Annotated in this window: 25 protein-coding genes; 4 read left to right on the top strand and 21 right to left on the bottom strand. The window is 70.0% G+C overall.

The features are described 5' to 3' along the window. Window positions 1–28: 28 nt before the first annotated feature. On the top strand, window positions 29–601 hold the full coding sequence (locus ACQP09_RS25205; RefSeq protein WP_404059572.1) for a cob(I)yrinic acid a,c-diamide adenosyltransferase: 573 nt from the start codon (window positions 29–31) through the stop codon (window positions 599–601). 11 nt (window positions 602–612) lie between these two features. Here the strand turns inward: ACQP09_RS25205 and ACQP09_RS25200 are convergent, their stop codons facing one another. Continuing rightward, entirely contained in the window at window positions 613–1,188 is a 576-nt protein-coding gene (locus ACQP09_RS25200) for a hypothetical protein (RefSeq protein ID WP_433403377.1), read from the bottom strand. A gap of 150 nt (window positions 1,189–1,338) precedes the next feature. Here ACQP09_RS25200 and ACQP09_RS25195 point away from each other — a divergent pair, with 150 nt between their 5' ends. The 3 genes from ACQP09_RS25195 to ACQP09_RS25185 all read left to right on the top strand — a co-directional run bounded on the left by ACQP09_RS25195 (window position 1,339) and on the right by ACQP09_RS25185 (window position 5,330). Beyond that, window positions 1,339–2,526 carry a sensor histidine kinase gene (locus ACQP09_RS25195; protein ID WP_433403375.1) on the top strand — a complete coding sequence of 396 codons (1,188 nt, stop codon included), beginning with the start codon at window positions 1,339–1,341 and terminating at the stop codon, window positions 2,524–2,526. Then, window positions 2,523–3,173, top strand: coding sequence for a response regulator (locus ACQP09_RS25190; RefSeq protein ID WP_433403372.1), 651 nt, complete (start codon window positions 2,523–2,525; stop codon window positions 3,171–3,173). Before ACQP09_RS25195 ends, ACQP09_RS25190 begins: the two co-directional genes overlap by 4 nt. Window positions 3,174–3,452: 279 nt before the next feature. Then, window positions 3,453–5,330: a glycosyl hydrolase family 18 protein gene (locus tag ACQP09_RS25185; protein WP_433403369.1), complete on the top strand. Its 1,878-nt coding sequence runs from the start codon at window positions 3,453–3,455 to the stop codon at window positions 5,328–5,330. Between the two features lie 101 nt (window positions 5,331–5,431). On the opposite strand, the gene ACQP09_RS25180 is transcribed toward ACQP09_RS25185, so the two are convergent. The 20 genes from ACQP09_RS25180 to thrB all read right to left on the bottom strand — a co-directional run bounded on the left by ACQP09_RS25180 (window position 5,432) and on the right by thrB (window position 25,674). Further along, the gene (locus tag ACQP09_RS25180; RefSeq protein WP_433403366.1) at window positions 5,432–5,878 is read right to left on the bottom strand and encodes a DUF2550 domain-containing protein; all 447 of its coding nucleotides are present in this window, start codon (window positions 5,876–5,878) and stop codon (window positions 5,432–5,434) included. Between the two features lie 163 nt (window positions 5,879–6,041). Further along, window positions 6,042–6,416: a F0F1 ATP synthase subunit epsilon gene (locus ACQP09_RS25175; RefSeq protein WP_015611381.1), complete on the bottom strand. Its 375-nt coding sequence runs from the start codon at window positions 6,414–6,416 to the stop codon at window positions 6,042–6,044. A gap of 109 nt (window positions 6,417–6,525) precedes the next feature. After that, a complete protein-coding gene (gene atpD / locus ACQP09_RS25170) occupies window positions 6,526–7,968 on the bottom strand; it encodes a F0F1 ATP synthase subunit beta (protein ID WP_018509906.1) in 1,443 nt (480 codons plus the stop codon). Next, a complete protein-coding gene (locus ACQP09_RS25165) occupies window positions 7,968–8,885 on the bottom strand; it encodes a F0F1 ATP synthase subunit gamma (RefSeq protein WP_432149706.1) in 918 nt (305 codons plus the stop codon). Before ACQP09_RS25165 ends, atpD begins: the two co-directional genes overlap by 1 nt. Before the next feature lie 3 nt (window positions 8,886–8,888). Beyond that, the gene (gene atpA / locus ACQP09_RS25160; RefSeq protein WP_433403362.1) at window positions 8,889–10,460 is read right to left on the bottom strand and encodes a F0F1 ATP synthase subunit alpha; all 1,572 of its coding nucleotides are present in this window, start codon (window positions 10,458–10,460) and stop codon (window positions 8,889–8,891) included. A gap of 135 nt (window positions 10,461–10,595) precedes the next feature. Then, entirely contained in the window at window positions 10,596–11,411 is an 816-nt protein-coding gene (locus tag ACQP09_RS25155; protein ID WP_433403359.1) for a F0F1 ATP synthase subunit delta, read from the bottom strand. Further along, on the bottom strand, window positions 11,408–11,944 hold the full coding sequence (locus ACQP09_RS25150) for a F0F1 ATP synthase subunit B (RefSeq protein WP_404059593.1): 537 nt from the start codon (window positions 11,942–11,944) through the stop codon (window positions 11,408–11,410). The genes ACQP09_RS25155 and ACQP09_RS25150 overlap by 4 nt, the downstream gene beginning before the upstream one ends. 37 nt (window positions 11,945–11,981) lie before the next feature. After that, window positions 11,982–12,218 carry an ATP synthase F0 subunit C gene (gene atpE / locus ACQP09_RS25145; RefSeq protein WP_003966254.1) on the bottom strand — a complete coding sequence of 79 codons (237 nt, stop codon included), beginning with the start codon at window positions 12,216–12,218 and terminating at the stop codon, window positions 11,982–11,984. Between the two features lie 97 nt (window positions 12,219–12,315). Then, on the bottom strand, window positions 12,316–13,143 hold the full coding sequence (gene atpB, locus ACQP09_RS25140) for a F0F1 ATP synthase subunit A (RefSeq protein ID WP_432149708.1): 828 nt from the start codon (window positions 13,141–13,143) through the stop codon (window positions 12,316–12,318). 200 nt (window positions 13,144–13,343) lie between these two features. Further along, window positions 13,344–13,784, bottom strand: a complete 441-nt coding sequence (locus ACQP09_RS25135; RefSeq protein ID WP_433403356.1) for a hypothetical protein — start codon at window positions 13,782–13,784, stop codon at window positions 13,344–13,346. A gap of 266 nt (window positions 13,785–14,050) precedes the next feature. Then, entirely contained in the window at window positions 14,051–15,442 is a 1,392-nt protein-coding gene (locus ACQP09_RS25130; protein WP_433403353.1) for an MraY family glycosyltransferase, read from the bottom strand. Window positions 15,443–15,526: 84 nt separating this feature from the next. Next, window positions 15,527–16,813, bottom strand: a complete 1,287-nt coding sequence (glyA, locus tag ACQP09_RS25125; protein ID WP_433403350.1) for a serine hydroxymethyltransferase — start codon at window positions 16,811–16,813, stop codon at window positions 15,527–15,529. Between the two features lie 165 nt (window positions 16,814–16,978). Further along, a complete protein-coding gene (locus ACQP09_RS25120; protein ID WP_030569157.1) occupies window positions 16,979–17,620 on the bottom strand; it encodes a low molecular weight phosphatase family protein in 642 nt (213 codons plus the stop codon). After that, complete coding sequence (locus tag ACQP09_RS25115; RefSeq protein WP_432149712.1) at window positions 17,617–18,264, bottom strand: L-threonylcarbamoyladenylate synthase; 648 nt, start codon at window positions 18,262–18,264, stop codon at window positions 17,617–17,619. The genes ACQP09_RS25120 and ACQP09_RS25115 overlap by 4 nt, the downstream gene beginning before the upstream one ends. Window positions 18,265–18,316: 52 nt before the next feature. Then, window positions 18,317–19,162, bottom strand: coding sequence for a peptide chain release factor N(5)-glutamine methyltransferase (prmC, locus tag ACQP09_RS25110; protein WP_404059609.1), 846 nt, complete (start codon window positions 19,160–19,162; stop codon window positions 18,317–18,319). A 54-nt stretch (window positions 19,163–19,216) separates the two neighbouring features. Continuing rightward, on the bottom strand, window positions 19,217–20,293 hold the full coding sequence (prfA, locus tag ACQP09_RS25105) for a peptide chain release factor 1 (protein WP_398723455.1): 1,077 nt from the start codon (window positions 20,291–20,293) through the stop codon (window positions 19,217–19,219). Between the two features lie 177 nt (window positions 20,294–20,470). Next, window positions 20,471–20,695, bottom strand: a complete 225-nt coding sequence (gene rpmE / locus ACQP09_RS25100; protein ID WP_003966263.1) for a 50S ribosomal protein L31 — start codon at window positions 20,693–20,695, stop codon at window positions 20,471–20,473. Between the two features lie 182 nt (window positions 20,696–20,877). Next, on the bottom strand, window positions 20,878–21,981 hold the full coding sequence (locus ACQP09_RS25095; protein WP_433403345.1) for an LCP family protein: 1,104 nt from the start codon (window positions 21,979–21,981) through the stop codon (window positions 20,878–20,880). A 334-nt stretch (window positions 21,982–22,315) separates the two neighbouring features. Further along, window positions 22,316–24,367, bottom strand: a complete 2,052-nt coding sequence (gene rho, locus ACQP09_RS25090; protein WP_433403342.1) for a transcription termination factor Rho — start codon at window positions 24,365–24,367, stop codon at window positions 22,316–22,318. Window positions 24,368–24,756: 389 nt separating this feature from the next. Beyond that, window positions 24,757–25,674 (bottom strand): homoserine kinase, encoded by a 918-nt coding sequence (gene thrB, locus ACQP09_RS25085; RefSeq protein ID WP_433403339.1) that lies wholly within the window; start codon window positions 25,672–25,674, stop codon window positions 24,757–24,759. Window positions 25,675–25,954: the final 280 nt, after the last annotated feature.

Below are 25,954 nucleotides of genomic sequence, written 5' to 3'. Positions count from 1 at the left end.
GGGGCCTGAGCCTCACTACGCTGGGCTCATGGTCAATCTGACGCGCATCTACACCCGGACCGGCGACCAGGGCACCACGGCCCTCGGCGACATGAGCCGCACCGCCAAGACCGATCTGCGGATCGCGGCGTACGCGGACGCCAACGAGGCCAACGCGGTGATCGGGACCGCCGTGGCGCTGGGGCAGCTGGGCGAGGACGTGGTGAAGGTCCTCGTACGGGTCCAGAACGACCTCTTCGACGTGGGCGCCGACCTGTCGACGCCGGTGGTGGAGGACCCGAAGTACCCGCCGCTGCGGGTGGAGCAGAGTTACGTGGACAAGCTGGAGGCGGACTGCGACCGCTTCCTGGAGGAGCTGGAGAAGCTCCGCAGCTTCATCCTTCCCGGCGGTACGCCGGGGGCCGCGCTGCTCCACCAGGCGTGCACGGTGGTCCGGCGCGCGGAGCGGTCGACCTGGGCGGCGCTGGAGGTGCACGGCGACTCGATGAACGCGCTGACCGCCACCTACCTCAACCGTCTCTCCGACCTCCTGTTCATCCTGGCGCGGAGCGCGAACAAGGAGGTCGGGGACGTGTTGTGGGTGCCGGGCGGTGAGCGCTGAGGCATGTCGGCCTAGAGCCGGTCGGCCGGCTCGCGTTCCACCGCGTCCGGGTTCTTCGGGGCCTGCTTCGGGAAGAGCGTGTAGCCGCCGGCGATGATCACGTTGATGCCGATCACCAGGAGCATCTTCTGCTGCCAGCTCTGGAGCGAGCTGACGGCGCCGTCGGGGCCGACGTACCAGACCGCCGCCTGGAGCAGGCCGAGCGCGACCGTCGCGGCGAGGATCCAGCGGGCGGCGGTGCGCCACTCGTGGACGGCGCGGGCCGTGCCGTACTTCGGCGGCTTCACCGGCGGCGGGCCGCCGAACCAGCGGTGTGCGACCCAGGCGTCGACCTTCTTGATGGTGTGGTGGCCGAGGCCCACGGTGAAGCCGATGTAGACGGCGGCCAGTCCGTGCTTCCAGTCCGGCTCGGCGCCGTTCCTGAGGTCGATGACGGTCACCACCAGCAGCACGACCTCCAGCAGCGGCTCGCAGAGCAGTACGGCGGCGCCGAGCCTCGGCTTCCGCGCGACGTACCGCAGCGCGAGTCCGGCGGCCAGCAGAACCCAGAACGCGACCTCGCAGGCCACGACCAGCAGGGCGATCACAGCGTCTCTCCTCCCGTTTCCTCCAGCCTCCCGCCCGCCGGGGCCGCAGACGTCGTCGGCGGTGAGGAAACGGGACTGCATCCTTCGATGTAGTGGCGCATCGGCCGGTGAAGGGAGGCCCGGCGGCGTCGGTGCGTGTTGGATGGAGGAGTGTTCCCAGCCATCCGCCCCCACCGCGACGACGTCGCCCTCGCCGTCTCCGGGCTGCTCGGCGGGCTGCTCCTGTGGGGGCTCGGCCTGCACACCCAGGGCGGCCGCCCCTTCTCCGCGCCCTGGATCACCCTCGTACCGCTGACCGCTATGGCCTCGGTGGAGCTGCTGCGGCGCAGCGCCCCGCGCACCGCGCTGACCGTCGCAACGCTCGCGCTGGTCGCGGACCAGTTCACCCGGGGCAGCCTGGCCACCATCCTGATGTTCACGGACATCATGTACGCGGCCGTGCTGTACGGGACCCCGGCCGCCGCCCGCCGGATCCCGGTGGCCACGCTCCTGGTCACCGTCGCGTCCACGATCGGCTTCCTGGCCTGGTTCCGTCGGCCGGAGGCGCTGCTGATCGGTGTGGTCGTCGGGCTGGTCTCCTTCATCCCCGCGATCACCGGGGTCAGCGTGCGCAGCCACCGCATCGCCGCCGAGACCGCCCGGCTGGCCGCCGTCCAGACCGCGCGGCTGGCCGAGATGGACCGGGTCCAGGCGGTGGTCGCGGAGCGGGCCCGGATGGCGCGCGAGCTGCACGACCTGGTGGCGGGCCGCCTGTCGGCCGTGGCGATCCACTCCACGGCGGCCCTCTCCATCGACGACCCGGACACCTCGCGGAACGCGCTGAAGGTGGTCCGGGAGAACAGCGTGGAGGGGCTGGCGGAGATGCGGCGGCTGATCGGGCTGTTGCGCCAGGGCGGCGAGGAGGGTGCTCCGGCGGCGGCGCCGACGCTGGCGTCGCTGGACGCGCTCATCGAGCAGGCGAACGTCAACGGGGCGTCGGCCGGGCTGGTCTGCACGCTTCAGGACGCCCGGGCGGCGGATTCCGGTGCGCTGCCGACGCCGGTCGAGCTGGCCGCGTACCGGATCGTGCAGGAGTCCCTCACCAACGCGCTCAAGCACGCGGCGCCGGGCCCGGTCACCGTGCGGCTCGGTCTGGCCGGCGAGGTGCTGACGGTCGAGGTGACCAGCGTGTTCGGCAGCCGTCCGGGGCCGACGGCGCCGGGTTCGGGGGCTGGTCTGGTGGGGATGGCGGAGCGGGTGGCACTGCTCGGTGGGACGTTCGAAGCAGGTGGCGCAGGCGCGGAGTTGTGGCGGGTGCGGGCCGAACTGCCGGTACAGGAGAGGGAGATGCGGGAATGACGGTCCGGGTACTGGTCGCGGAGGACCAGGCGGCGGTGCGGGCGGGGCTGGTGCTGATCCTCTCCAGCGCGCCGGACATCGAGGTCGTCGGCGAGGCGGGCGACGGCGAGGAGGCGGTGCGCCTCGCGCGGGAACTCCGGCCGGATCTCGTCCTGATGGATGTGCAGATGCCGCGTCTGGACGGCGTGTCGGCGACCCGGCAGGTGGTGGTGGAGGAGCTGGCGGACGTCCTGGTGCTGACCACGTTCGACCTGGACGAGTACGTCTTCGGGGCTCTGCGGGCGGGGGCGTCGGGCTTTCTGCTGAAGAACACCGACGCCCGCGATCTGCTGGAGGCGGTACGGACGGTGGCGCGCGGCGAGGGTTTGATCGCGCCGGCCGTGACGCGGCGGCTGATCGCGGAGTTCGCCGGCACCACGCCCGTACGGTCCGGGAGTTCGGCCGATCCGGCGGTGCTGGAGGCGCTGACGCGGCGCGAGCGGGAGGTCCTCGGGTGTCTCGGTGAGGGGCTGTCGAACGCGGAGATCGCGCTGCGGCTGGCGATGGCGGAGGCGACGGTGAAGACGCACGTCAGCCGGTTGCTGGCCAAGCTGGGACTGCGGAGCCGGGTCCAGGCGGCTGTCCTGGCCCAGGAGTTGGGGGTCTGACGGCGGCCGGGACCCGGACGGGGCTCGGATGCGGGCCGGGGCCCTCGCCTGCCGGGTCCCGGGCGCGGCCCGGGGCCGCGAAAGGCCGGATTCCGGGTCTATTTCGGGCCGGTTCCGGCCCTCGATCTTTGGTCCAGACCTCTTGACGATTGGTCCAGACCTTCCTAATGTCACCCATCACACACTGCGGTGAGTACGAGAGCACCCGTACTCAGGGCGGCGCAGGGTTTGCAGTCCACGAATCATCCCCGTTTGCTGGACCTCACCCGAGGAGCACCGTTGAGCACTGATACTCCCCCACGCCGTTCCCGGTTCAGATGGATTCCCCTGCGGAGCGGAAGGTCCAAGGTCATCGCCGGTCTCACCGCGCTGGCCGTGCCGTTCGCCGCCATGGTGGGTCTCGCCACTCCGGCCGTCGCGGCCACCTCGGCGACCGCCACGTACACGAAGAAGTCCGACTGGGGCAGCGGCTTCGAGGGCCAGTGGACGGTGAAGAACACCGGCACCACGGCGCTCTCCTCCTGGACCATCGAGTGGGACTACCCCGCCGGGACCCGGGTCAACTCCGCCTGGGACGCAACCGTCACCAACTCGGGCAACCGCTGGACCGCCAAGAACCTCGGCTGGAACGGCAGCATCGCCCCCGGCGCCAGCCTCAGCTTCGGCTTCAACGGCTCCGGCCCCGGCGCGCCCTCCGGCTGCAAGCTGAACGGCGCCTCCTGTGACGGCTCCACCGTCCCCGGCGACAACCCGCCCACCGCCCCCGGCACGCCCACCACCAGCGACGTCACCAACACCTCGGTGAAGCTCAGCTGGAGCGCGGCCACCGACGACAAGGGCGTCAAGAACTACGACGTCCTGCGCAACGGCGCCAAGATCGCCACGGTCACCGGCACCACGTACACCAACACCGGACTGACCGCCGGCACCGACTACACGTACGCCGTCCAGGCCCGTGACACCATCGACCAGCTCGGCCCGGTCTCCGCCTCCGTCTCGGTGCGCACCACCGGCGGTGGCGGCGGCGAGGAGCCCCCGCCCGGTGACAAGATCAACCTGGGCTACTTCACCAACTGGGGCGTCTACGGGCGCAACTACCACGTCAAGAACCTGGTGACGTCCGGCACGGCCGCGAAGATCACGCACATCAACTACGCCTTCGGCAACGTGCAGGGCGGCAAGTGCACCATCGGTGACTCCTACGCCGACTACGACAAGGCGTACACCGCCGACCAGTCCGTCGACGGCAAGGCCGACACCTGGGACCAGCCGCTGCGCGGCAACTTCAACCAGCTCCGCAAGCTGAAGGCCCAGTACCCGCACATCAAGGTCCTCTGGTCGTTCGGCGGCTGGACCTGGTCCGGCGGCTTCGGCCAGGCCGTCCAGAACCCCGCCGCCTTCGCCCAGTCCTGCTACGACCTGGTCGAGGACCCGCGCTGGGCCGATGTCTTCGACGGCATCGACCTGGACTGGGAGTACCCGAACGCCTGTGGTCTGACCTGTGACACCAGCGGCCCGGCCGCGATCAAGACCATGGCCGACGCCATGCGCGCCAAGTTCGGCCCGAACAACCTGGTCACCGCCGCCATCACCGCGGACGGCTCCAGCGGCGGCAAGATCGACGCCGCCGACTACGCGGGCGCCGCGCAGTCCTTCGACTGGTACAACGTGATGACGTACGACTTCTTCGGCGCCTGGGCGAACAAGGGCCCGACGGCCCCGCACTCGCCGCTGACCTCGTACACCGGCATCCCCCAGCAGGGCTTCACCTCCGCCGACGCCATCGCCAAGCTGAAGGCCAAGGGCGTTCCGGCCAAGAAGCTGCTCCTCGGCATCGGCTTCTACGGCCGCGGCTGGACCGGCGTCACCCAGGCCGCCCCCGGCGGCACGGCGACCGGCGCGGCCCCGGGCACGTACGAGGCGGGCATCGAGGACTACAAGGTCCTCAAGAGCACCTGCCCGGCCACCGGCACCATCGCCGGCACGGCCTACGCGCACTGCGGCACCAACTGGTGGAGCTACGACACCCCGGCCACCGTCGGCTCCAAGATGGCCTGGGCGAAGAGCCAGGGCCTGGGAGGCGCGTTCTCCTGGGAGTTCTCCGGTGACACCACCAACGGTGAACTGGTGAGCGCCATGAGCAACGGTCTCAAGTAGCCACCACGCCGTAACCGCACCAGAGCCACCCCCCGAAAAGCGCCGGGGAGACGGGTCCGCCCCCCGTCTCCCCGGCTTTTCGCTGTGTACGTACGCGGCTTCTAGGCCACGTTGACCCGCTGGCCGGGCGGCGCCGCCTCCAGCCAGGCGAGGAAGCCGGTCAGCGCGTCCTCGCTCATCGCCAGCTCCAGGCGGGTCCCCCGGTGGAGACAGCCGAGCACGACGGAGTCGGAGAGCAGCGCCAGCTCCTCCTCGCCCTCCGGCAGCCGGCGGGCGATCACCTCGATCGCAGAACGCTCCAGGCCCCGGCGGGGGCGAGGAGCGTAGGAGAAGACACGGAACCAGTCGACGCGGTCGCCGCTGTAGCGGGCGACACCGTAGACCCAGCCTTTGCCGGAGGGGTCCGCCTCCTCGGAGACGTCCCAGCGGAGGGAACAGTCGAAGGTGCCTCCGGACCGCTGGATCAGCCGCCGGCGCAGACCGAAGACGAACAGTCCCACCAGGACCAGCACGATGACGGATACGCCCACCCACAACGCGAGGACCATCTCCACCGACCTCCTCGCATCGTCGAGTAACGGGTAACGCGTAGCGCGTAACGGATAACGAACCGATTCGAACTGAACTGCACCTGCATCGCCTCAGCCGCGACACGGCTGGATTTCTCCAGCGCGGGCCGCGGCTGAGTAAAAACATCGCTCCGTGGGGGTGCTAGTGCACCGCCACCGCGCGCAGACGGATCTCGGCGCGCCGCTCAGCGGCGGCGTCCGCGTCCGACTTCGCGCGCTCCAGCGCACGCTCGGCGCGCTGGACATCGATCTCGTCCGCCAGCTCGACGATCTCGGCCAGCAGCGACAGCTTGTTGTCCGCGAACGAGATGAAACCACCGTGCACAGCGGCGATGACGGTACCGCCCTCGCTCGTGCGGATCGTCACCGGGCCCGATTCCAGCACACCGAGAAGCGGCTGGTGACCGGGCATGATGCCGATGTCGCCGGACGTGGTACGTGCGACGACCAGGGTGGCCTCGCCGGACCAGACACTGCGGTCCGCGGCGACCAGCTCCACATGCAGCTCAGCAGCCAAGGAGACTCCTCGGGTCACCACCCGGCCGCCCGGCCGGGTGTCGGTTCAATTCTACGGGGCGTGGTGAGGGGGGCGGGACCAGCCCCACCCCCCTCGGTGAGCCGGCGGCTCAGGAGACGCCGAGCTCCTTGGCCTTCGCCTTGAGGTCGTCCAGGCCACCGCACATGAAGAACGCCTGCTCGGGGAAGTGGTCGTAGTCCCCGTCGCAGATCGCGTTGAACGCGGCGATCGACTCGTCGAGCGGAACGTCCGAACCGTCCAGGCCGGTGAACTGCTTGGCGGCGTGGGTGTTCTGCGACAGGAAGCGCTCGACGCGACGGGCACGGTGGACGACGAGCTTGTCCTCCTCGCCCAGCTCGTCGATACCGAGGATCGCGATGATGTCCTGGAGGTCCTTGTACTTCTGCAGGATCCCCTTGACGCGGCTGGCCGCGGCGTAGTGGTCCTGCGAGATGTAACGCGGGTCCAGGATGCGGGACGTGGAGTCCAGCGGGTCCACGGCCGGGTAGATGCCCTTCTCGGAGATCGGACGGGAGAGAACCGTCGTCGCGTCGAGGTGGGCGAACGTGGTGGCCGGGGCCGGGTCGGTCAGGTCGTCCGCAGGGACGTAGATCGCCTGCATCGAGGTGATCGAGTGACCACGCGTCGAGGTGATGCGCTCCTGGAGCACACCCATCTCGTCGGCCAGGGTCGGCTGGTAACCCACCGCGGACGGCATGCGGCCGAGCAGCGTGGAGACCTCGGAACCGGCCTGCGTGAAGCGGAAGATGTTGTCGATGAAGAGCAGCACGTCCTGCTTCTGCACATCGCGGAAGTACTCCGCCATGGTCAGGGCGGACAGGGCCACGCGCAGACGCGTCCCCGGCGGCTCGTCCATCTGGCCGAAGACGAGCGCGGTCTTCTCCAGAACGCCCGACTCGGTCATCTCGTCGATGAGGTCGTTGCCCTCACGGGTGCGCTCACCGACACCGGCGAACACCGACACACCGTCGTGCAGCTTCGCCACACGCATGATCATTTCCTGGATGAGGACCGTCTTGCCGACGCCCGCACCACCGAACAGACCGATCTTGCCGCCCTTGACGTACGGGGTCAGCAGGTCGACGACCTTCAGGCCGGTCTCGAACATCTCGGTCTTGGACTCGAGCTGGTCGAAGGCCGGGGCCTTGCGGTGGATCGGCCAGCGCTCGGTGATCTGCGCCTCGGCCTCCGGCTCGTTCAGGATCTGGCCGAGGGTGTTGAACACCTTGCCCTTGGTGATGTCACCGACGGGGACGGTGATGCCCGTGCCCGTGTCGGTCACCGGGGCCTGGCGGACCAGGCCGTCGGTGGGCTGCATCGAGATCGCGCGGACCACGCCGTCACCCAGGTGCTGGGCGACCTCGAGGGTCAGCGTCTTGCGGGCGCCGGCCTCGGCCGGGTCGTCCACGTCGACGTGCAGGGCGTTGTAGATGTCCGGCATCGCGTCGACGGGGAACTCCACGTCGACGACCGGGCCGATGACCCGGGCGACGCGGCCCGTGGCAGCGGCCGTCTCAACTGTCGTCGTCATTACTTGTCACTCCCCGCGGTCGCGTCGGCCAGAGCACTGGCACCGCCGACGATCTCGCTGATTTCCTGGGTGATTTCGGCCTGGCGGGCCGCGTTGGCAAGCCGGGAGAGGCTCTTGATGAGGTCCCCGGCGTTGTCGGTGGCCGACTTCATCGCGCGGCGGCGGGCGGCGTGCTCGGAAGCGGCCGCCTGCAGCAGTGCGTTGTAGATACGGCTCTCGACGTAGCGCGGCAGAAGGGCGTCGAGGACGTCCTCGGCCGACGGCTCGAACTCGAACAGCGGAAGGATCTCGCCCTTGCGGGTGCTCTCCTGAGCCACCTCGTCGAGCGAAAGCGGCAGCATCCGGTCGTCGACCGCGTTCTGCGTCATCATCGACACGAATTCCGTGAAGACGATGTGCAGCTCGTCGACGCCGCCCTCGGCCGTCTCCTGCTGGATGGCCGCGATCAACGGGGCGGCGATGCGCTTGGCATCGGAGTACGCCGGGTTGTCGGTGAAGCCGGTCCAGGATTCCTCGACCTTGCGCTCGCGGAAGCCGTAGTACGCGACACCCTTACGGCCGACGATGTACGTGTCGACCTCCTTGCCCTCGCCGGCAAGGCGCTCCCGCAGCCGCTCCGCCGCCTTGATGGCGTTGGAGGAGTAGCCGCCGGCCAGGCCGCGGTCGCTCGTGACGAGCAGGACCGCGGCGCGGGTCGGCGCTTCGGCTTCGGTGGTGAGCGGGTGCTTGGCGTTGGAGCCGGTCGCCACCGCGGTCACCGCACGGGTGAGCTCGGTCGCGTACGGCATCGACGCCGCCACCTTGCGCTGCGCCTTGACGATGCGCGAGGCGGCGATCATCTCCATCGCCTTGGTGATCTTCTTGGTCGCGGTGACGGCTTGGATGCGGCGCTTGTAAACGCGAAGCTGAGCGCCCATCGATCAGCCCTCGCCCAGGAGCTTGCCGTCCGAGGTCTCGAACTGCTGCTTGAAGACGGCGATCGCGTCGGCGACCGACTGCAGCGTGTCGTCGGACATCTTGCCGCCCTCGGCGATGCTGGTGAGGAGGTCCTTGCGCTCGCGGCGCAGGTACTCCAGCAGCTCGGCCTCGAAGCGGCGGATGTCCTCGACCGGGACGTCGTCCATCTTGCCGGTGGTGCCGGCCCAGACGGAGACGACCTGCTCCTCCATCGGGAACGGGGCGTACTGCGGCTGCTTCAGCAGCTCGACCATGCGCTTACCGCGCTCCAGCGAGGCCTTCGAGGCCGCGTCCAGGTCGGAACCGAAGGCGGCGAACGCCTCCAGCTCGCGGTACTGGGCGAGGTCCACGCGGAGCCGGCCGGAGACCTGCTTCATGGCCTTGTGCTGGGCGGAGCCACCGACTCGGGAGACCGAGATACCGACGTTGAGCGCCGGACGCTGACCCGCGTTGAACAGGTCGGACTCCAGGAAGCACTGGCCGTCGGTGATGGAGATGACGTTGGTCGGGATGAACGCCGACACGTCGTTCGCCTTGGTCTCGACGATCGGGAGGCCCGTCATCGAACCGGCACCCATCTCGTCGGAGAGCTTGGCGCAGCGCTCCAGCAGACGCGAGTGCAGGTAGAAGACGTCACCCGGGTAGGCCTCACGGCCCGGCGGGCGGCGCAGCAGCAGGGACACGGCGCGGTAGGCGTCGGCCTGCTTCGAGAGGTCGTCGAAGATGATCAGGACGTGCTTGCCCTGGTACATCCAGTGCTGGCCGATGGCCGAACCGGTGTACGGCGCCAGGTACTTGAAGCCGGCCGGGTCGGACGCCGGGGCGGCGACGATGGTCGTGTACTCCAGCGCGCCGGCCTCTTCGAGCGCACCACGCACGGAGGCGATGGTGGAGCCCTTCTGACCGATGGCGACGTAGATGCAGCGCACCTGCTTGTTCACGTCGCCGGAGCGCCAGTTGTCGCGCTGGTTGATGATCGTGTCGACGGCCAGAGCGGTCTTACCCGTCTGACGGTCGCCGATGATCAGCTGACGCTGGCCGCGGCCGATCGGCACCATGGCGTCGACGGCCTTGTAGCCGGTCTGCATCGGCTCGTGCACCGACTTGCGGACCATGACGCCAGGGGCCTGCAGCTCGAGGGCGCGGCGGCTGTCGGTCTCGATCTCGCCGAGGCCGTCGATCGGGTTGCCGAGCGGGTCGACGACGCGGCCGAGGTAACCCTCGCCGACGCCGACGGAGAGCACCTCACCGGTGCGCTGCACCGGCTGGCCCTCCTCGATTCCGCTGAACTCGCCGAGGACGATCGCACCGATCTCGCGCTCCTCAAGGTTGAGGGCGAGACCGAGGGTGCCGTCCTCGAACTTCAGCAGCTCGTTCGCCATGGCGGAGGGCAGGCCCTCCACCTTCGCGATGCCGTCGCCGGCAACGCTGACCGTACCGACCTCCTCGCGCGAGGCCGCGTCCGGCTGGTACGACTGGACAAAGTTCTCCAGTGCGTCCCGGATCTCCTCCGGCCGGATCGTGAGCTCCGCCATCTGGGTTCCCTGCTCTCCTTGTTGGGCCCGAAGTTTCTTAAGGGGGTCTGGGGGCCGACCCCCAGGAATCTTCTGCAATTTCTGCACGGCCCAACCGGGCCGCTGGTCTTGCTTGTTCTTCTGCGCTGAGCTGTGTCAGCCGGCCATGCGCCGGGTCGCCTCGTCGAGGCGGTCCGCGACGGTGCCGTTGATGATCTCGTCACCGACGCGCACCGAGATCCCGCCGAGGACCGAGGGGTCCACGTCCAGGTTCAGGTGCATCTCGCGGCCGTACAGCTTGGCCAGAGCGGCGCCGAGGCGCTGCTTCTGCCGGTCGCTGAGCGGCACCGCCGAGGTGACGACGGCGACCGCGCGGTCGCGGCGCTCCGCGGCGAGCTTGGACAGGGATTCGATCCCTGCCTCCAGGCTACGTCCCCGCGGCTGCGTCACCAGACGGACGATGATCCGCGCGGTGACCGGCTGCGCCTTGCCGCCGAGCAGGCTGCGGAGCAGCTCGCCCTTGGCGGAGGCGGTGGCCGTACGGCTGGTGAGCGCGGAACGCAGCTCCGTGTCGGAGCCGACGATCCGGCCGAACCGGAACAGCTCGTCCTCGACGTCGTCGAGGGCGCCGCCGCGCTGGGCGGCGGTGAGGTCCGCGGTGTTCGCCAGCTCCTCGACCGAGTCCACCAGGTCACGCGACTGCGACCAGCGGGAGCGGACCAGCCCGGAGACCAGGTCGACGGCTTCGCCGCTGACCTGACCGCTGAGCAGGCGCGCGGCCAGCTCGGCCTTGCTCTCGCCGCTCTGGGCCGGGTCCGTGAGGACCCGGCGCAGGGAAACTTCGCGGTCGAGCAGCGCGGTGACCGAGGCCAGGTCGTCGGCGAGGGCCGCCGCGTCGACCGACGTGTTGTCGGTCAGCGCGTCGAGCCGCTCGCGTGCGGCGGCCAGTGCCTCGCGGCTCGCACCGTTCATCGGGCAGCCTCGGCCTTCGCCTCGAGCTCGTCGAGGAAACGGTCGACGGTGCCGCTCTGCCGGGCGTGGTCCTGGAGGGACTCGCCGACGAGCTTGCCGGCCAGGTCGGTGGCGAGCTTGCCCACGTCCTGACGCAGCGCGGAGGCAGCGGCCTTGCGGTCGGCCTCGATCTGGGCGTGGCCGGCGGCGATGATCTCTTCGCGCTGCCGCTGACCTTCCGCCTTCATCTCCTGGATGATGACGGCACCCTGCTCCTGCGCCTCCTGGCGCAGACGAGCGGCCTCGTGGCGGGCCTCGGCGAGCTGAGCCTTGTACTGCTCAAGAACGCTCTGCGCCTCGGTCTGAGCCGCTTCGGCCTTCTCGATGCCACCCTCGATCGCCTCGCGACGCTCTTCCAGGGTCTTGTTGATCACCGGAAGCAGCTTCTTCGAGAAGACGAAGAAGACGATGCCGAAGCAGATCAAGCCGATGACGATCTCGGGCCACACCGGGAGCAGAGGGCTCTGCGCTTCCTCGGCTGCCAGGTACATCATGGTGGACCTTTCGTCGAATGGAGCTACAGGCACAACGTCACTTGACGATGAACGGGACGACGAAGCCGATCAGGGCCAGGGCCTCGACGACGGCGAAGCCGAGCAGCATGTTCTGGCGGATGAGGCCGGCAGCCTCGGGCTGGCGGGCGATGGCCTGCACACCGTTACCGAAGATGATGCCGATGCCGATACCGGGGCCGATCGCGGCGAGGCCGTAGCCGATGGTGCCGACGTTGCCGTTCACGGCCGCGAGGGTCTCGAAAGCAGCAGACATGTCCGTGGTTCCTTCTCTTGGTGGGACCGGTGGAAAGTGTCTTCGCACCGGGCGTCTGGGGTGGGTGAGGGCTCAAGCCGGGGGGCTTGGCTGGTCCTCAGTGAGCTTCTTCGAGCGCCTGGGACAGGTACGTGGCGGTCAGCACGGTGAACACGTAGGCCTGGAGGGCCTGGATGAACATCTCGAACACGGTGAGGACCAGCGTCATGACGAACGACGCGGAGGCGTAGACCGTGCCCAGGACGGTGCCGAGCATGTACCAGGTGGCGATCGTGAAGATCAGGATCAGGATGTGGCCCGCGAACATGTTCGCGAAGAGTCGCACCGCCAGCGTGAACGGCCGGACGAAGACGTTGGAGATGAACTCCAGCGGCGTCAGCAGCACGTAGATCGGCTTGGGCAGACCGCTCGGCACGCAGAGGTTGCGGATGCCTCCGACGAATCCATTCGACCGGAACGTCACCGTCATGTACGTCACCCAGACCACCAGGGCGAGGCCGATGGGGTAGGCGATGACGGAGCTGACCGGGAACTGGGCGATCGGGATGATGGCCCAGAGGTTCAGGATCCAGACGAAGAAGAACAGCGAGACCAGCAGCGGGACGAAGGGCTCGCCCTTCTTGCCGATGACCTCCTTCGCGATGCCGCGGTGGACGAAGTCGTACAGCGCCTCAGCGACCATCTGCAGCTTGCCGGGGACGACCTTCGGCTTCGAGAAACCGGCCCAGAAGAAGGCCAGGATCGCGAAGGTTCCGATGATCGCGAGCAGCATGGGCTTGTTGAACTCGACAGGCCCAATGGTGAAGAGCGGCTCGAAGAGGAACGACCACACGCTGGGGGCTTGGAACCCGCAGTCCTTGAACAGGTGGCAGTTCGTCTCGAAGGCGAGCGTCTGGGCGTCAGTCACCAAGAGCTCCTTCTGCATGGCGCATGGATGCGGCTACCTCGTTGTGTCGGAGCGGCGGGTGGCCGCAGGTCGGCACCGGACTGGTTCTTACGGTGAGGAGGCGGCGGCCGGGCCCGAAGCCTCGCGATGAATCAAGCGACCGCCCTGTTGCCCGCGCTCGCACTACCGCAACCGAGACCGGACGATAGCAGCACGTCGAACACGGCTTTATCCCGGCCCTACTCGCCACGATCTCCCCCCGCTCCACCCGGTCGGTTCCGGGTGTCCGCGTCGGGATCGACGTAGAGCGTCTTGCTCCGCGCGTGCAGCACGGCCTGCGTGGTGATCCAGGTGATCACGGCAGCGACCAGCGAGAGGGCGAAGACCTGAAGATCGAAGAGAGAGGTGTTCCGGATGCTCAGGATGAAGATGAGCAGAAGCACGAGCTGGGCCGAGTAAATCATCAGCCCCATGCCCTGGAACAGGTGAGGCATGGTCTTGCCGACCCAGTTGAGCGCCAGCAGTCCGAGCGCCATGAAGACGATCACGACCACGCAGCCGACCGCAGCGCCGATCGCTCCCTCGCCGCCGGCGACGAGCCCGCCGACGAGGGTGGCGATGGCTCCCACCGCGGCGGTGGGGGTGGCGATGCGCAGTACTTCGCGCATGTCGGACTGCATGGCGGCAGCTCCACTGGTCTTGGGGAGGAATGGGGCGTCGTCATGGACGAGCGTAGGCCCGGTCCGCGAGGCGGATTTCCGGGTCCGAGGACCGTCTCACTAGGGTCCCTCGGCTCCGTCACCGGGTTTCGTGAACGGTATCACAAACTATTTGATGAGGTCTTTACCTAGAAAGTGTGCCAACTGTCACACATGAGAGTTAACCCGCGCGTGTGTGCACGACAAGGCGGCGCAATGTCTGTTAATGCACCAAGGAATCCGAATCGTCAGCGCGACGAGTCGATGGACCGGCGTTCAGGGAAACGCGAACGAGCGCCGATCGCGGTCGCTCCGTTGACGCCGGACACCCCGACCGCCACCGGGGCCCGTTCGGCGCTCTCCTCGCCCATCTGAGCGTCTTCCAGGGCCTGTTGGGCGCCGGAGGCCGTGGGGGCGGGCTTCTCGTCGTACGCGGCGGAGGAAGCCGGCTCCGGGGCGGGGCGGCGGTAGCGCGGCGGGACGAAGCGGTTGGCCCACTGCGGGGTACGGGGGGTGAAGCGCGGCATCAGGAGCAGGACCAGACCGGCCGCGCTCGCCGCCATGATGACGAACACGATCCACGACGACGCCGAGTGGACCGAGTAGCCGACGGTGCCGAAGGCGATCAGGGCCGACCAGAAGTACATGATCAGCACGGCCCGGCTGTGCGAGTGGCCGATCTCCAGCAGGCGGTGGTGCAGGTGGCCGCGGTCGGCGGCGAACGGCGACTGGCCGTTCCAGGTGCGGCGGACGATGGCGAGGATCAGGTCGGCGGCCGGGATCGCGATGATCGTCAGCGGCAGCAGCAGCGGGATGAAGACCGGGAACATCGCGTGGGTCGCCCCGCGCTCACTGCCCTCGAAGAAGATCCGCATGCTGTCCGGGTCGACCTGGCCCGTGATCGAGATCGCGCCCGCCGCCAGCACCAGGCCGATCAGCATCGATCCCGAGTCGCCCATGAAGATCCGCGCCGGGTGCATGTTGTGCGGCAGGAAGCCGAGGCACATGCCCATCAGGATCGCCGCGAAAAGCGTCGCGGGGGCCGCCGCCTCGATCCCGTACCCGATCCAGAGCCGGTAGGCATACAGGAAGAACGCCGCCGAGGCGATGCACACCACGCCCGCCGCGAGCCCGTCCAGGCCGTCGACGAAGTTGACCGCGTTGATCGTGATGACGACCAGCGCCACCGTGAGCAGCGTGCCCTGCCACTGGGTGAGAGCGACCGTGCCGACGCCGGGGATCGGCAGCCACAGGATCGTGAGTCCCTGGATGACCATGACGGCGGCGGCGATCATCTGGGCGCCCAGCTTGAGCAGGGCGTCCAGCTCGAACTTGTCGTCGAGGACGCCGATCAGCCAGATCAGGGCGGCGCCGGAGAGCAACGCCCGTGGTTCGTTGGAGAGTTCGAAGACGCTCTTGAGGTTGTGGAGGTGGTCGGCGACGATCAGCCCCGCACACAGCCCGCCGAACATGGCGATGCCACCGAGCCGGGGTGTCGGTTCCCGGTGGACGTCGCGCGCACGGATCGCGGGCATCGCCCCGATCGCGATGGCGAACTTACGCACCGGTCCGGTCAGCAGATAGGTCACCGCTGCTGTGACACAGAGCGTCAGCAGGTAATCACGCACGGGCTGCCCCACAGGTTTCGCCGGCCATCTCAGCCCCACACCCTAGTCTCTGATACAAGGACTCAACGGTACGGGTGATGGTTCCATGCGCCTCGCCTACCCCGGATAGGGAGGATTCCGTTCCGCCAGCTCCCGGACCTCCGCCGCGATCGGGCCCACATCGCCCGGCTTCCGCACCGCCGCCCCGAACAGCGCCGCGATCCTCGCCATGTCCCCCTCGTCCATCCCCTGCGTGGTGACGGCGGCGGTCCCCAGGCGGATGCCCCGGGCCTCTCCGTACGGCAGCGCACACGTGTCCAGGACCATGCCGGCCGCCGACAGCCGCTCGCGGGCGGTGCGGCCGTCGACGCCGAGCGGGGCCGGGTCCGCGACGACGATGTGGGTGTCCGTGCCGCCGGTGGTGACCTCGAAGCCCTCGGCCTCTAGACCTGCGGCCAGCACCCGGGCGTGCGCGACGACCTGGTGCGCGTACAGCGTGTACGCCGGTGTCTCCGCCTCCCCGAACGCGACCGCCTTCGCCGCCACCGTGTGCATCTGCGCACCGCCCTGCGTGAACGGGAACACCGCCCGGTCGATCCGCTCGGCCAGCTCCGCGCCGCACAGGATCATGCCGCCGCGCGGTCCGCGCAGCACCTTGTGCGTGGTGGCGCAGACGACGTCGGCGTACGGGACTGGGCTCGGCGCCGCTCCCCCGGCGATCAGCCCCATCGGGTGGGCGGCGTCGACGATCAGGTACGCGCCGACCTCGTCGGCGATCTCCCGGAACAGCTCGTAGTCCGGGTGGCGGGGGTAGGAGATCGAGCCGCAGACGATCGCCTTGGGCCGGCGGGCGCGGGCCAGGGCGCGGAGCCGGGAGTAGTCGATGAGCCCGCTGTCCGGGTCCACCCCGTACCCGACGAAGTCGAACCAGCGGCCGGAGAAGTTGCCGGGCGCCCCGTGGGTGAGGTGTCCGCCGTACGGGAGTCCCATCGCGAGCACCGTGTCGCCCGGCCGCAGCAGCGCGGCGTAGGCGGCGAGGACGGCGGAGGAGCCGGAGTGCGGCTGGACGTTGGCGTGTTCGGCGCCGAAGAGCGCGGTGGCCCGGCGTACGGCGATGCGTTCGGCGGCGTCCGCGTGCTCGCAGCCGCCGTGGTGGCGGGCGCCCGGGTACCCCTCGGCGTACTTGTTGGCGAGCGGCGAGCCGAGGGCGGCAAGGACGGCGGGCGAGGTGAAGTTCTCGGCGGCGATCAGCTGGAGGCCGCCGGCCTGCCGGTTCCGCTCGGCGAGCAGGACCCCGGCGATCTCCGGGTCCTGGCGGAGCAGCGAGCCGAAGTCCTGGGGCAGGTCGTCGGGCGCGGTCGGCCCCGGGACGGGTGCGGGTGCGGCGGGAGAGGTGACCGGCATGGGACGGCTCCGGGCCTGGAGGTGGGTGCGCCGGCGAGGGGCCGGTGTCAGCTCCAATGTAGGCCGGGGCGGGGCGGTGTGCCCGCTGTCGCGAGGTCCCGTACGCCGGTCGGCGCACCGGCGCTCCGTACAGCGCGTGTACGTGCGTCAGTGCGTGTACGTCCGTCAGTGCGGGGCGCGTACGCCCGTGAGTGCCGTGACCACCGGGTCGAGCGCCTGGTTGATCTCGTCGCCGATGGAGCGGAAGAAGGTGATGGGGGCGCCGTACGGGTCGTAGACCTCGTCCGCCTCGGCGGTCGGGGCCAGCAGCCAGCCGCGCAGTGCTGCGGCGGCGCGGACCAGGGCGCGGGCGCGCTCGACGACGCCCTCGTCGAGCGGGTCGGGCAGGGTGGCCGGGTCTATCGCCCGGACCAGCCGGGTGAACTCCTTGAGCGTGAAGGTCCGCAGGCCCGCGGAGTGGCCCATGGAGATGACCTGGGCGCGGTGGTCGCGGGTGGCGGTGAGGACCAGGTCGGCGCGGATCACGTGCTCGTCGAGCAGTTCGCGGCCGACGAAGCCGGTGGCGTCCGCGCCGAAGTCGGCGAGGACCACCTCGGCGTTGGCCTCCATCGGGGCACCCTCATGGCCCCAGGTGCCCGCGCTCTCCACGATCAGGCCGCCGCTGAGCGGGTCGCCGAGGCGGCCCACCAGGGCATGGCGGGTCAGCCGCTCGGTGATCGGCGAGCGGCAGACGTTGCCGGTGCTGACGTGGAGGATGCGGAAGGTGTCGGTCCGCCCCGCTATGCCACGCCCCTCGGGGGCGGTCAATTGGCCACCTCGAGGTCGGGGACCACCTTGCGCAGCTCCTCTACGGAGAGCGCGCCGGCCCGCAGGAGGACCGGGGTCGTGCCGGTGACGTCGACGATGGAGGACGGCACGATGCCGGGCGTCGGGCCGCCGTCCAGGTAGACGGAGACGGAGTCGCCGAGCATGCCCTGGGCCGCGTCGCAGTCCTCCGGCGAGGGGTGTCCGGTGAGGTTGGCGCTGGAGACGGCCATCGGGCCGACCTCGGTCAGCAGCTCGATGGCGACCGGGTGCAGCGGCATCCGGATGGCGACCGTGCCCCGGGTGTCACCGAGGTCCCACTGGAGCGAGGGCTGGTGCTTGGCGACCAAGGTGAGCGCGCCGGGCCAGAAGGCGTCGACCAGCTCCCAGGCCTGCTCGGAGAAGTCGGTGACCAGGCCGTGCAGGGTGTTCGGGGAGCCGATGAGGACCGGGGTGGGCATGTTGCGGCCGCGCCCCTTGGCGTCCAGGAGGTCGGCGACGCCCTCGGAGCTGAAGGCGTCCGCACCGATCCCGTACACGGTGTCGGTGGGCAGCACGACCAGTTCGCCGCGGCGGATCGCGGAGGCGGCCTCGCGGAGCCCCGTGGTCCGGTCGGTGGCGTCGTTGCAGTCGTATCGCCGTGCCATCAGCCGGCCTCCTGGAGCGTGTACGGGTACGGGGTGTGGAGCCGGGGGCCGGTCACGGCATGGCCTTACGGGCGGTGGCGAACCGGGGGCGCTTGTTCAGGTCGGGGTGGTCGGCCGCGTCGGCCCAGCCCCGCTCCTCGGTGAAGATCCACGGCACCTGGCCGCCCTGGGTGTCGGCGTGCTCGATGACGACGAGGCCGCCGGGGCGGAGCAGGCGGTGGGCGGTGCGTTCGATGCCGCGGATGGTGTCGAGGCCGTCCTCGCCGGAGAAGAGGGCCATCTCCGGGTCGTGGTCGCGGGCCTCGGGGGCGACGTACTCCCATTCGGTGAGCGGGATGTACGGCGGGTTGGAGATCACCAGGTCGACCTGGCCGTCGAGCTCGGGAAGGGCGCTCAGAGCGTCTCCCTTGTGGACGGTGACCCTGGACCCCTCGGCGTTCTTCCGGGTCCACCTGAGGGCGTCCTCGGAGAGCTCCACGGCGTGCACGCGCGAGCGCGGGACCTCCTGCGCCATGGCGAGCGCGATGGCGCCGGAGCCGGTGCACAGGTCGACGACGACGGGCTCGACGACGTCCATCGCGCGGACGGCGTCTATGGCCCAGCCGACGACCGACTCGGTCTCCGGACGGGGCACGAAGACACCGGGTCCGACCTGGAGCTCCAGATAGCGGAAGAAGGCGCGTCCGGTGATGTGCTGGAGCGGTTCGCGGGCCTCGCGGCGGGCGATGGTCTCCCAGTACCGGGCGTCGAAGTCGGTGTCGGGCACGGCGTGCAGCTCGCCCCGCTTCACGCCGTGGACGAAGGCCGCGAGTTCCTCGGCGTCGAATCGCGGTGAGGGGACACCGGCGTCGGCCAGCCGCTGGGTGGCCTGGGCCACCTCGGCGAGCAGCAGGTTCATCGCGGTTCTCCGTACGGTTTACGGGTGTGCGGGGCGGGCGGTGCGGTCAGCGGCTCACGCGTTGGCGAGCTTGGCGGCGGAGTCGGCGTCGACGCACGCCTGGATGACGGCGTCCAGCTCTCCGTCGAGCACCTGGTCCAAGTTGTACGCCTTGAAGCCGACGCGGTGGTCCGAGATGCGGTTTTCCGGGAAGTTGTACGTACGGATCTTCTCGGAGCGGTCGACCGTACGGACCTGGCTGCGGCGCACGTCGGAGGCCTCCTGCTCGGCGGCCTCCTGGGCGGCGGCGAGCAGCCGGGAGCGCAGGATGCGCATGGCCTGCTCCTTGTTCTGGAGCTGGCTCTTCTCGTTCTGGCAGGAGGCGACGACGCCGGTCGGCAGGTGCGTGATGCGGACGGCGGAGTCGGTCGTGTTGACGGACTGGCCGCCGGGGCCGGAGGAGCGGTAGACGTCGATACGGAGATCGTTGGCGTGGATCTCGACGTCGACCTCCTCGGCCTCGGGGGTGACGAGCACACCCGCGGCGGAGGTGTGGATACGGCCCTGGGACTCGGTGGAGGGCACACGCTGCACCCGGTGCACCCCGCCCTCGTACTTCATCCGGGCCCAGACGCCCTGGCCGGGCTCGGTGGCGCCGTTGCCGCCCTTGGTCTTCACGGCGACCTGGACGTCCTTGTAGCCGCCGAGCTCGGACTCGGTGGAGTCGATGATCTCGGTCTTCCAGCCGATGCGCTCGGCGTACCGCAGGTACATGCGCAGCAGGTCGCCGGCGAACAGGGCCGACTCGTCGCCGCCCGCGCCCGCCTTGATCTCCAGGAGCACGTCCTTGTCGTCGCTGGGGTCGCGCGGGACGAGGAGGAGACGGAGCTTCTCCGTGATCTCCTCGCGCTGCTTCTCCAGCTCCTTGACCTCGGCCGCGAAGTCGGGGTCGTCCGCGGCGAACTCGCGGGCGGTCTCGATGTCCTCGCCGGTCTGCTTCCAGGCCCGGTACGTGGAGACGATCGGGGTCAGCTCCGCGTAGCGCTTGTTCAGCTTGCGCGCGTTGGCCTGGTCGGCGTGGACCGACGGGTCGGCGAGCTTCTTCTCAAGACCGGCGTGTTCGCCGATCAGTTCCTCGACCGCCTCGAACATTCGGGGGCTCCTGGTTGGTCTGAAATCTGCGGGCCTGCTGGAGGGCGTGACTGCCCGGTGGGGTGTACGGAGGGGCTCCCACCGCGTTACGGAGCGCTCCCCCGGACACCCGACCGGAAAAAACGCCGGTTCCGACGCCCCCGGGAAGAGGGCGCCAGGAACCGGCGCAGTGGCTCGCTACTTGCTGGCGGAGCCGGCAGCCTTGCCGAAGCGGGCCTCGAAGCGGGCCACGCGGCCGCCGGTGTCGAGGATCTTCTGCTTGCCCGTGTAGAACGGGTGGCACTCGGAGCAGACGTCGGCACGGATGGTGCCGTTGTCGATGGTGCTCCGGGTGGTGAACGACGCACCGCAGGTGCAGCTGACCTGCGTCTCGACGTACTCGGGGTGGATGTCGCGCTTCAAGGTGTCTCCTAGTTTCGGGAGGGCGCCGGGTCGTCCGCGCGGATTGCGCGGCCGTGAACCGGGGCCGACGTACCAGTCTGCCAGGACCGGCCGTATCTCCCAAAACCGGGGGCGGACCGCAGGTATTCCCCGCAGGCCTCAGCGCACCGTCCGCCCGGCGTCAGCGCACCGTCCGTCCGGCGTCAGCGCACCACCTGTCCGGCGTCGCCCTGGTCCCCGGCGGACTTCTCGGTGGCGGAGGCCGGGATCGGCCGGTCCTGCTTCAGGGCCGCCCACACCCGCTTGCCGGCCTCCTCCTGCGGGAGGACCCGGTTCGGGTCGGCGGGGTCGTACTCCACCGGCAGGGTCACCATGTGCACGTTCTCCGCGCCGAGCCCCTTGAGGCCGTTCGCGAAGCCGGTGAGCTTCTTGACCGAGCCGAGGCCGGAGTCGGTGGTGAGCGCCTTGGTGGCGGCGTTCGCCAGGCCGAACAGCTTCTGCGGGCTGGAGAACACGCCGACGCTCTTCGCCTGCTCCATCAGCGCCTTGATGAACGCCTGCTGGAGCTGGATGCGGCCGAGGTCGCTGCCGTCGCCGACGCTCTTGCGGGTGCGGACGAGGCCGAGGGACTCCTCGCCGTCCAGCGTGTGGGTGCCGGGCTCCAGGTCGAGGTGGCTCTTGGAGTCGTTGATGGCGGTCTTGGTGGTGATCTCGACGCCGCCGAGCTCGTCGATGAGCTTCTCGAAGCCGGTGAAGTCGACCTCGACGTAGTGGTCCATGCGGATACCGGACATCGATTCGACGGTCTTCACCGCGCAGGCCGGTCCGCCGACCTCGTACGCGGTGTTGAACATGGCCCGGTGGGCGGCGGGGACCGTCTCGTCCGTGGTGTCACTGGCGCAGGAGGGGCGTTCGATCAGGGTGTCGCGCGGTATCGAGACGACGCTCGCCGACTTGTGGCCCTTGTCGACGTGCAGGACCATCGCCGTGTCCGAGCGGGCGGCGCCCTCGTCGGCGCCGTACTTGCCGTTGTCGCCGGAGCGCGAGTCCGAGCCCAGCACCAGGATGTCCTGCGAGCCGTCGTCCACGTCGTCGGGGCGGTCGTCGCCGAGCTTGGCGTCGATGTCGATGCTGGAGAGGTTGCCGTCGAGCGTGACGTACGCGTATCCGAGCCCGGCCCCGCCGACGACCACCACGCCCGCCACCGTCCAGGCCGCGACGGCCTTCGTCCGGTGCCGGCGGGAGGGCTTCTTCCGGCGGGTGCCGGTGCCGCGTATCCGCCCCGGGGTCTTCTTCTGCTCGCTCACGCGTCTCCCTCGTCACGGCGTTCCGCTGCTCCTCGCCCCCGGCCCCGTGTGACGGTTCCGGGAGGGTTTGTCATCTCTTGATCAGACGGCGAAGCAGCAAGAAGGGTTGCACAGGGCCCTGTGCGTCCCGCGTGAGCGGCGAAGGGCGCGAGTGGGTCGGCGTACGGGCCGCGATTCCGCGTTCACCTGCGGTTTCGTGGTCCTGACACATATCGGCGGAGGTGCCGTGCGGCGGGACGGCGTGTGGCCAAGGTCTCGGGGCGGAGGCCGGGAACGCCGAGGGCCCCCGGCACCGTGGTGTCGGGGGCCCTCGGCGTCAACTGCCGTGGCTGCGTCAGTCGTTGCCGTTTCCGCTGCCCGGCGTCGTCTTCTGGATCTGGAGCAGGAACTCCGCGTTGGACTGGGTCTTCTTCATCCGGTCCAGGAGGAGCTCGATCGCCTGCTGCTGGTCGAGCGCGTGCAGCACCCGGCGCAGCTTCCAGACGACCGCCAGCTCGTCGGTGCCGAGCAGGATCTCTTCCTTACGGGTGGAGGACGCGTCCACGTCGACCGCCGGGAAGATGCGCTTGTCCGAGAGCTTCCGGTCGAGCTTGAGCTCCATGTTGCCGGTGCCCTTGAACTCCTCGAAGATCACCTCGTCCATGCGCGAGCCGGTCTCGACGAGCGCGGTGGCCAGGATGGTCAGCGAGCCGCCGTCCTCGATGTTCCGCGCGGCACCGAAGAAGCGCTTCGGCGGGTACAGCGCGGTCGAGTCGACACCACCGGAGAGGATGCGGCCGGAGGCGGGCGCCGCGAGGTTGTACGCGCGGCCCAGACGGGTGATCGAGTCGAGCAGGACGACCACGTCGTGACCCAGCTCCACGAGGCGCTTGGCACGCTCGATGGCCAGCTCGGCGACGGTGGTGTGGTCCTCGGCGGGACGGTCGAAGGTCGAGGAGATGACCTCGCCCTTCACCGACCGCTGCATGTCGGTGACCTCTTCCGGACGCTCGTCGACCAGGACGACCATCAGGTGGCACTCGGGGCTGTTGACCGTGATCGCGTTGGCGATGGCCTGCAGGATCATGGTCTTACCGGTCTTCGGCGGGGCCACGATGAGGCCACGCTGGCCCTTGCCGATCGGGGCCACCAGGTCGATGATCCGCGTCGTCAGGATGTTGGAGTCGGTCTCCAGACGGAGCCGGTCCTGCGGGTAGAGCGGGGTCAGCTTCTGGAACTCGGGGCGGCCCCGGCCGGACTCGGGGGCCATGCCGTTGACCGAGTCGAGGCGGACCAGCGCGTTGAACTTCTCGCGCCGCTCGCCGTCCTTGGGCTGCCGCACCGCACCGGTGACGTGGTCACCCTTGCGCAGGCCGTTCTTACGGACCTGGGCGAGCGAGACGTACACGTCGTTCGGGCCCGGCAGGTAGCCGGAGGTCCGGATGAACGCGTAGTTGTCGAGGATGTCCAGGATGCCCGCGACGGGGATCAGGACGTCGTCGTCGGCCACCTGCACATCGCCGGCGAAGTCGTCGCGGCCACGACGGCCACGGCGGTCGCGGTAGCGGCCGCGGCGGCCGCGGCGGCCGCCCGCCTCGTCGTCGAAGTCGTCCTGCGGACCGTTGTCACGGTTGTCGCGGTTCTGCTGGCCCTGACCGCCCTGGCCCTGGCTCTGCCCCTGGCCCTGGCGCTGCGGACGCTGTCCGCCGCCGCCCTGCTGGCCCTGGTCGTCACCCTTGCCCCGGCGGTCGCGCTGGCGCTCACGGCGCTCGCCCCGGTCACCGCGCTCACGGTCACCACGGCCCTGGCGGTCGCCGCGGCGGCCCTCGGCGGTGTCGGCGGCGGCCTCGGCCTTGGCGTCGCCCTTGGGCTCGGCGCGCTCCTCGGTCTTCTGCTCGGCCTGCGGCTCCGCCTTGACCTCGGTCTTCGCCTCGGTCTTGGTGTCGGGGCTGCCCGCCTGCGCGGTGGCGCGGCGGCGACGGCGCTCGCCCGTGGGCTGCTCGTCGCTGGCCGGCTGGCCGGGGATGTCGATCTGCTGCTGGGCCGCCTTCTCGGCGGCGGCCTCGTCCCCGGTGCGCGCCTTGGAGGTGGCGCGCCGCTTGGGCTTGCTCTCCGCCTCGGCGGCGGGGGCGTCGGCGGCCTTGGCGGAGGCCTTGGGGGCGGCGGATCCGCCGCCGGCCTGCGCCTCCTTGATGACCTCGATCAGCTGGCTCTTGCGCATCCGCGCGGTACCCCTGATGCCGAGGCCGGACGCGACCTGCTGCAGCTCGGCCAGGACCATGCCGTCGAGGCCGGTGCCGGAGCGGCGGCGCCGTGCGGTGGTGCCAGAGGCAGCACCTTCGGCGGGCGCGGCACTGTCGACGTTCTTGTCGGCAGTCACGCCCATCAGATCGGTGGTGTCGCTCACGAAGGGTCCTTCCCTGGAGCGGACGTCGGCCTTCTGGCTCGGCGACCGGTTGTGCTGTCCGACTGCGGTCTGTCGATCTTGCTGGATCGCGGACCTTGCCGGGGCGGTGGTCCGCCGGGTACGGCGGAGAGATGAACGTGCGGGGTCCGGCGCGAGATCCCCCTGCTCGGCCCACTCCTGGACGAGCGAGGGGTGTCGTGCCGGTTCCGGAGCGTGCTCGAAACTGCTCAGGCAGGCTGCTCAGGCAGTTGGGGAGGCTCCCGGAAGAATGGTGGTCCCGGAGGGGGACACGAAGCAACGCGCCTCAAAGACGTCGGTTGCAGACTTGAGGTTAACACTACCGGCTCCAACAAACATTCCCCCTCTCGGCCACCGGTAATCACATGCGGTTACGCGGCCAGTGGCAGCACGGTGGCGCCCGCGGAGTCGAGCGCCAGCCGGTTCGCGGCCCAGCCCTCGCCCGCCAGCCGGGCGACCTTGTCGGCGGAACCCTCCTCCGCCAGCGCGAGCACCGTGGGGCCCGCGCCGGAGATGACCGCGGGCACGCCGTCGGCGCGCAGCCGGTGCACCAGCTCGACGCTCTCGGGCATCGCGGGGCCCCGGTACTCCTGGTGGATCCGGTCCTCGGTGGCGGCGAGCAGGAACTCGGGACGCCTGGTCAGCGCCTCGACGAGCAGGGCCGCGCGGCCCGCGTTGAGAGCCGCGTCGACGTGCGGGACGGAGCGCGGGAGCAGGCCGCGCGCCGTCTCGGTGAGCACGGGCCGGCCGGGCACGAAGACCACCGGAACGACGGACTCCGCCGGGTCCATCCGGATCGCCCGGGCCGCTCCGCCGTCCATCCACGCGAGCGTGAAGCCGCCGAGCAGACAGGCGGCGACGTTGTCGGGGTGGCCCTCGATCTCGGTGGCCAGCTCCAGCAGGGCCTCGTCGTCGAGCCGGGCGTCACCGCCGGTCGTCACGGCGCGGGCGGCGACGATTCCGGCGCAGATGGCGGCGGAGGAGGAGCCGAGGCCGCGGCCGTGCGGGATCCGGTTGGCGCAGACGATCTCCAGGCCGCGGGGCTGGCCGCCGAGCAGGTCGAAGGCGGTGCGCATCGAGCGTACGAGCAGGTGGCTCTCGTCCCGGGGCAGCGTCTCGCCGCCCTCACCCGCGATGTCGATGTGGAGCCCGGAGTCGGCGACCCGGACGACGACGTCGTCGTACAGCCCCAGAGAGAGGCCGAGGGCGTCGAAACCCGGACCCAGATTGGCGCTGGTTGCGGGGACGCGCACCCTGACGGCGGCGGCTCGGAACGCGGGACCGGCCATCGGCTGGACGACTCCTTGTAAGGCGGCGGGGATTGCGGTGCGGTGGATCTGCGGCGGTGGGGGCGGGTCTGCGGGGTGGGACTGCGGGGGTGGGGCCGGCGGTCCGGCCCGTACGCGCCGCACACGACGGCGATCGCGCCGCGACAGAGCCGTCGGGCGGATGTCGGGCGGATGGGTACAGCTTATCGAAGGAAGGTTCTGTCGCGACATAGGGCGCACAGGAGGCGCACGATGCGTGTCGCCCGCCTCCTATGCGCTCTCCGCCCCGAAAAGAGGGTGG

The organism is Streptomyces sp. CA-146814 (genome assembly GCF_050942385.1).
Taxonomy (GTDB): domain Bacteria; phylum Actinomycetota; class Actinomycetes; order Streptomycetales; family Streptomycetaceae; genus Streptomyces.
Note: the sequence above shows the minus strand (reverse complement) of the source record. Positions and strands in the feature narration are given on the sequence as shown.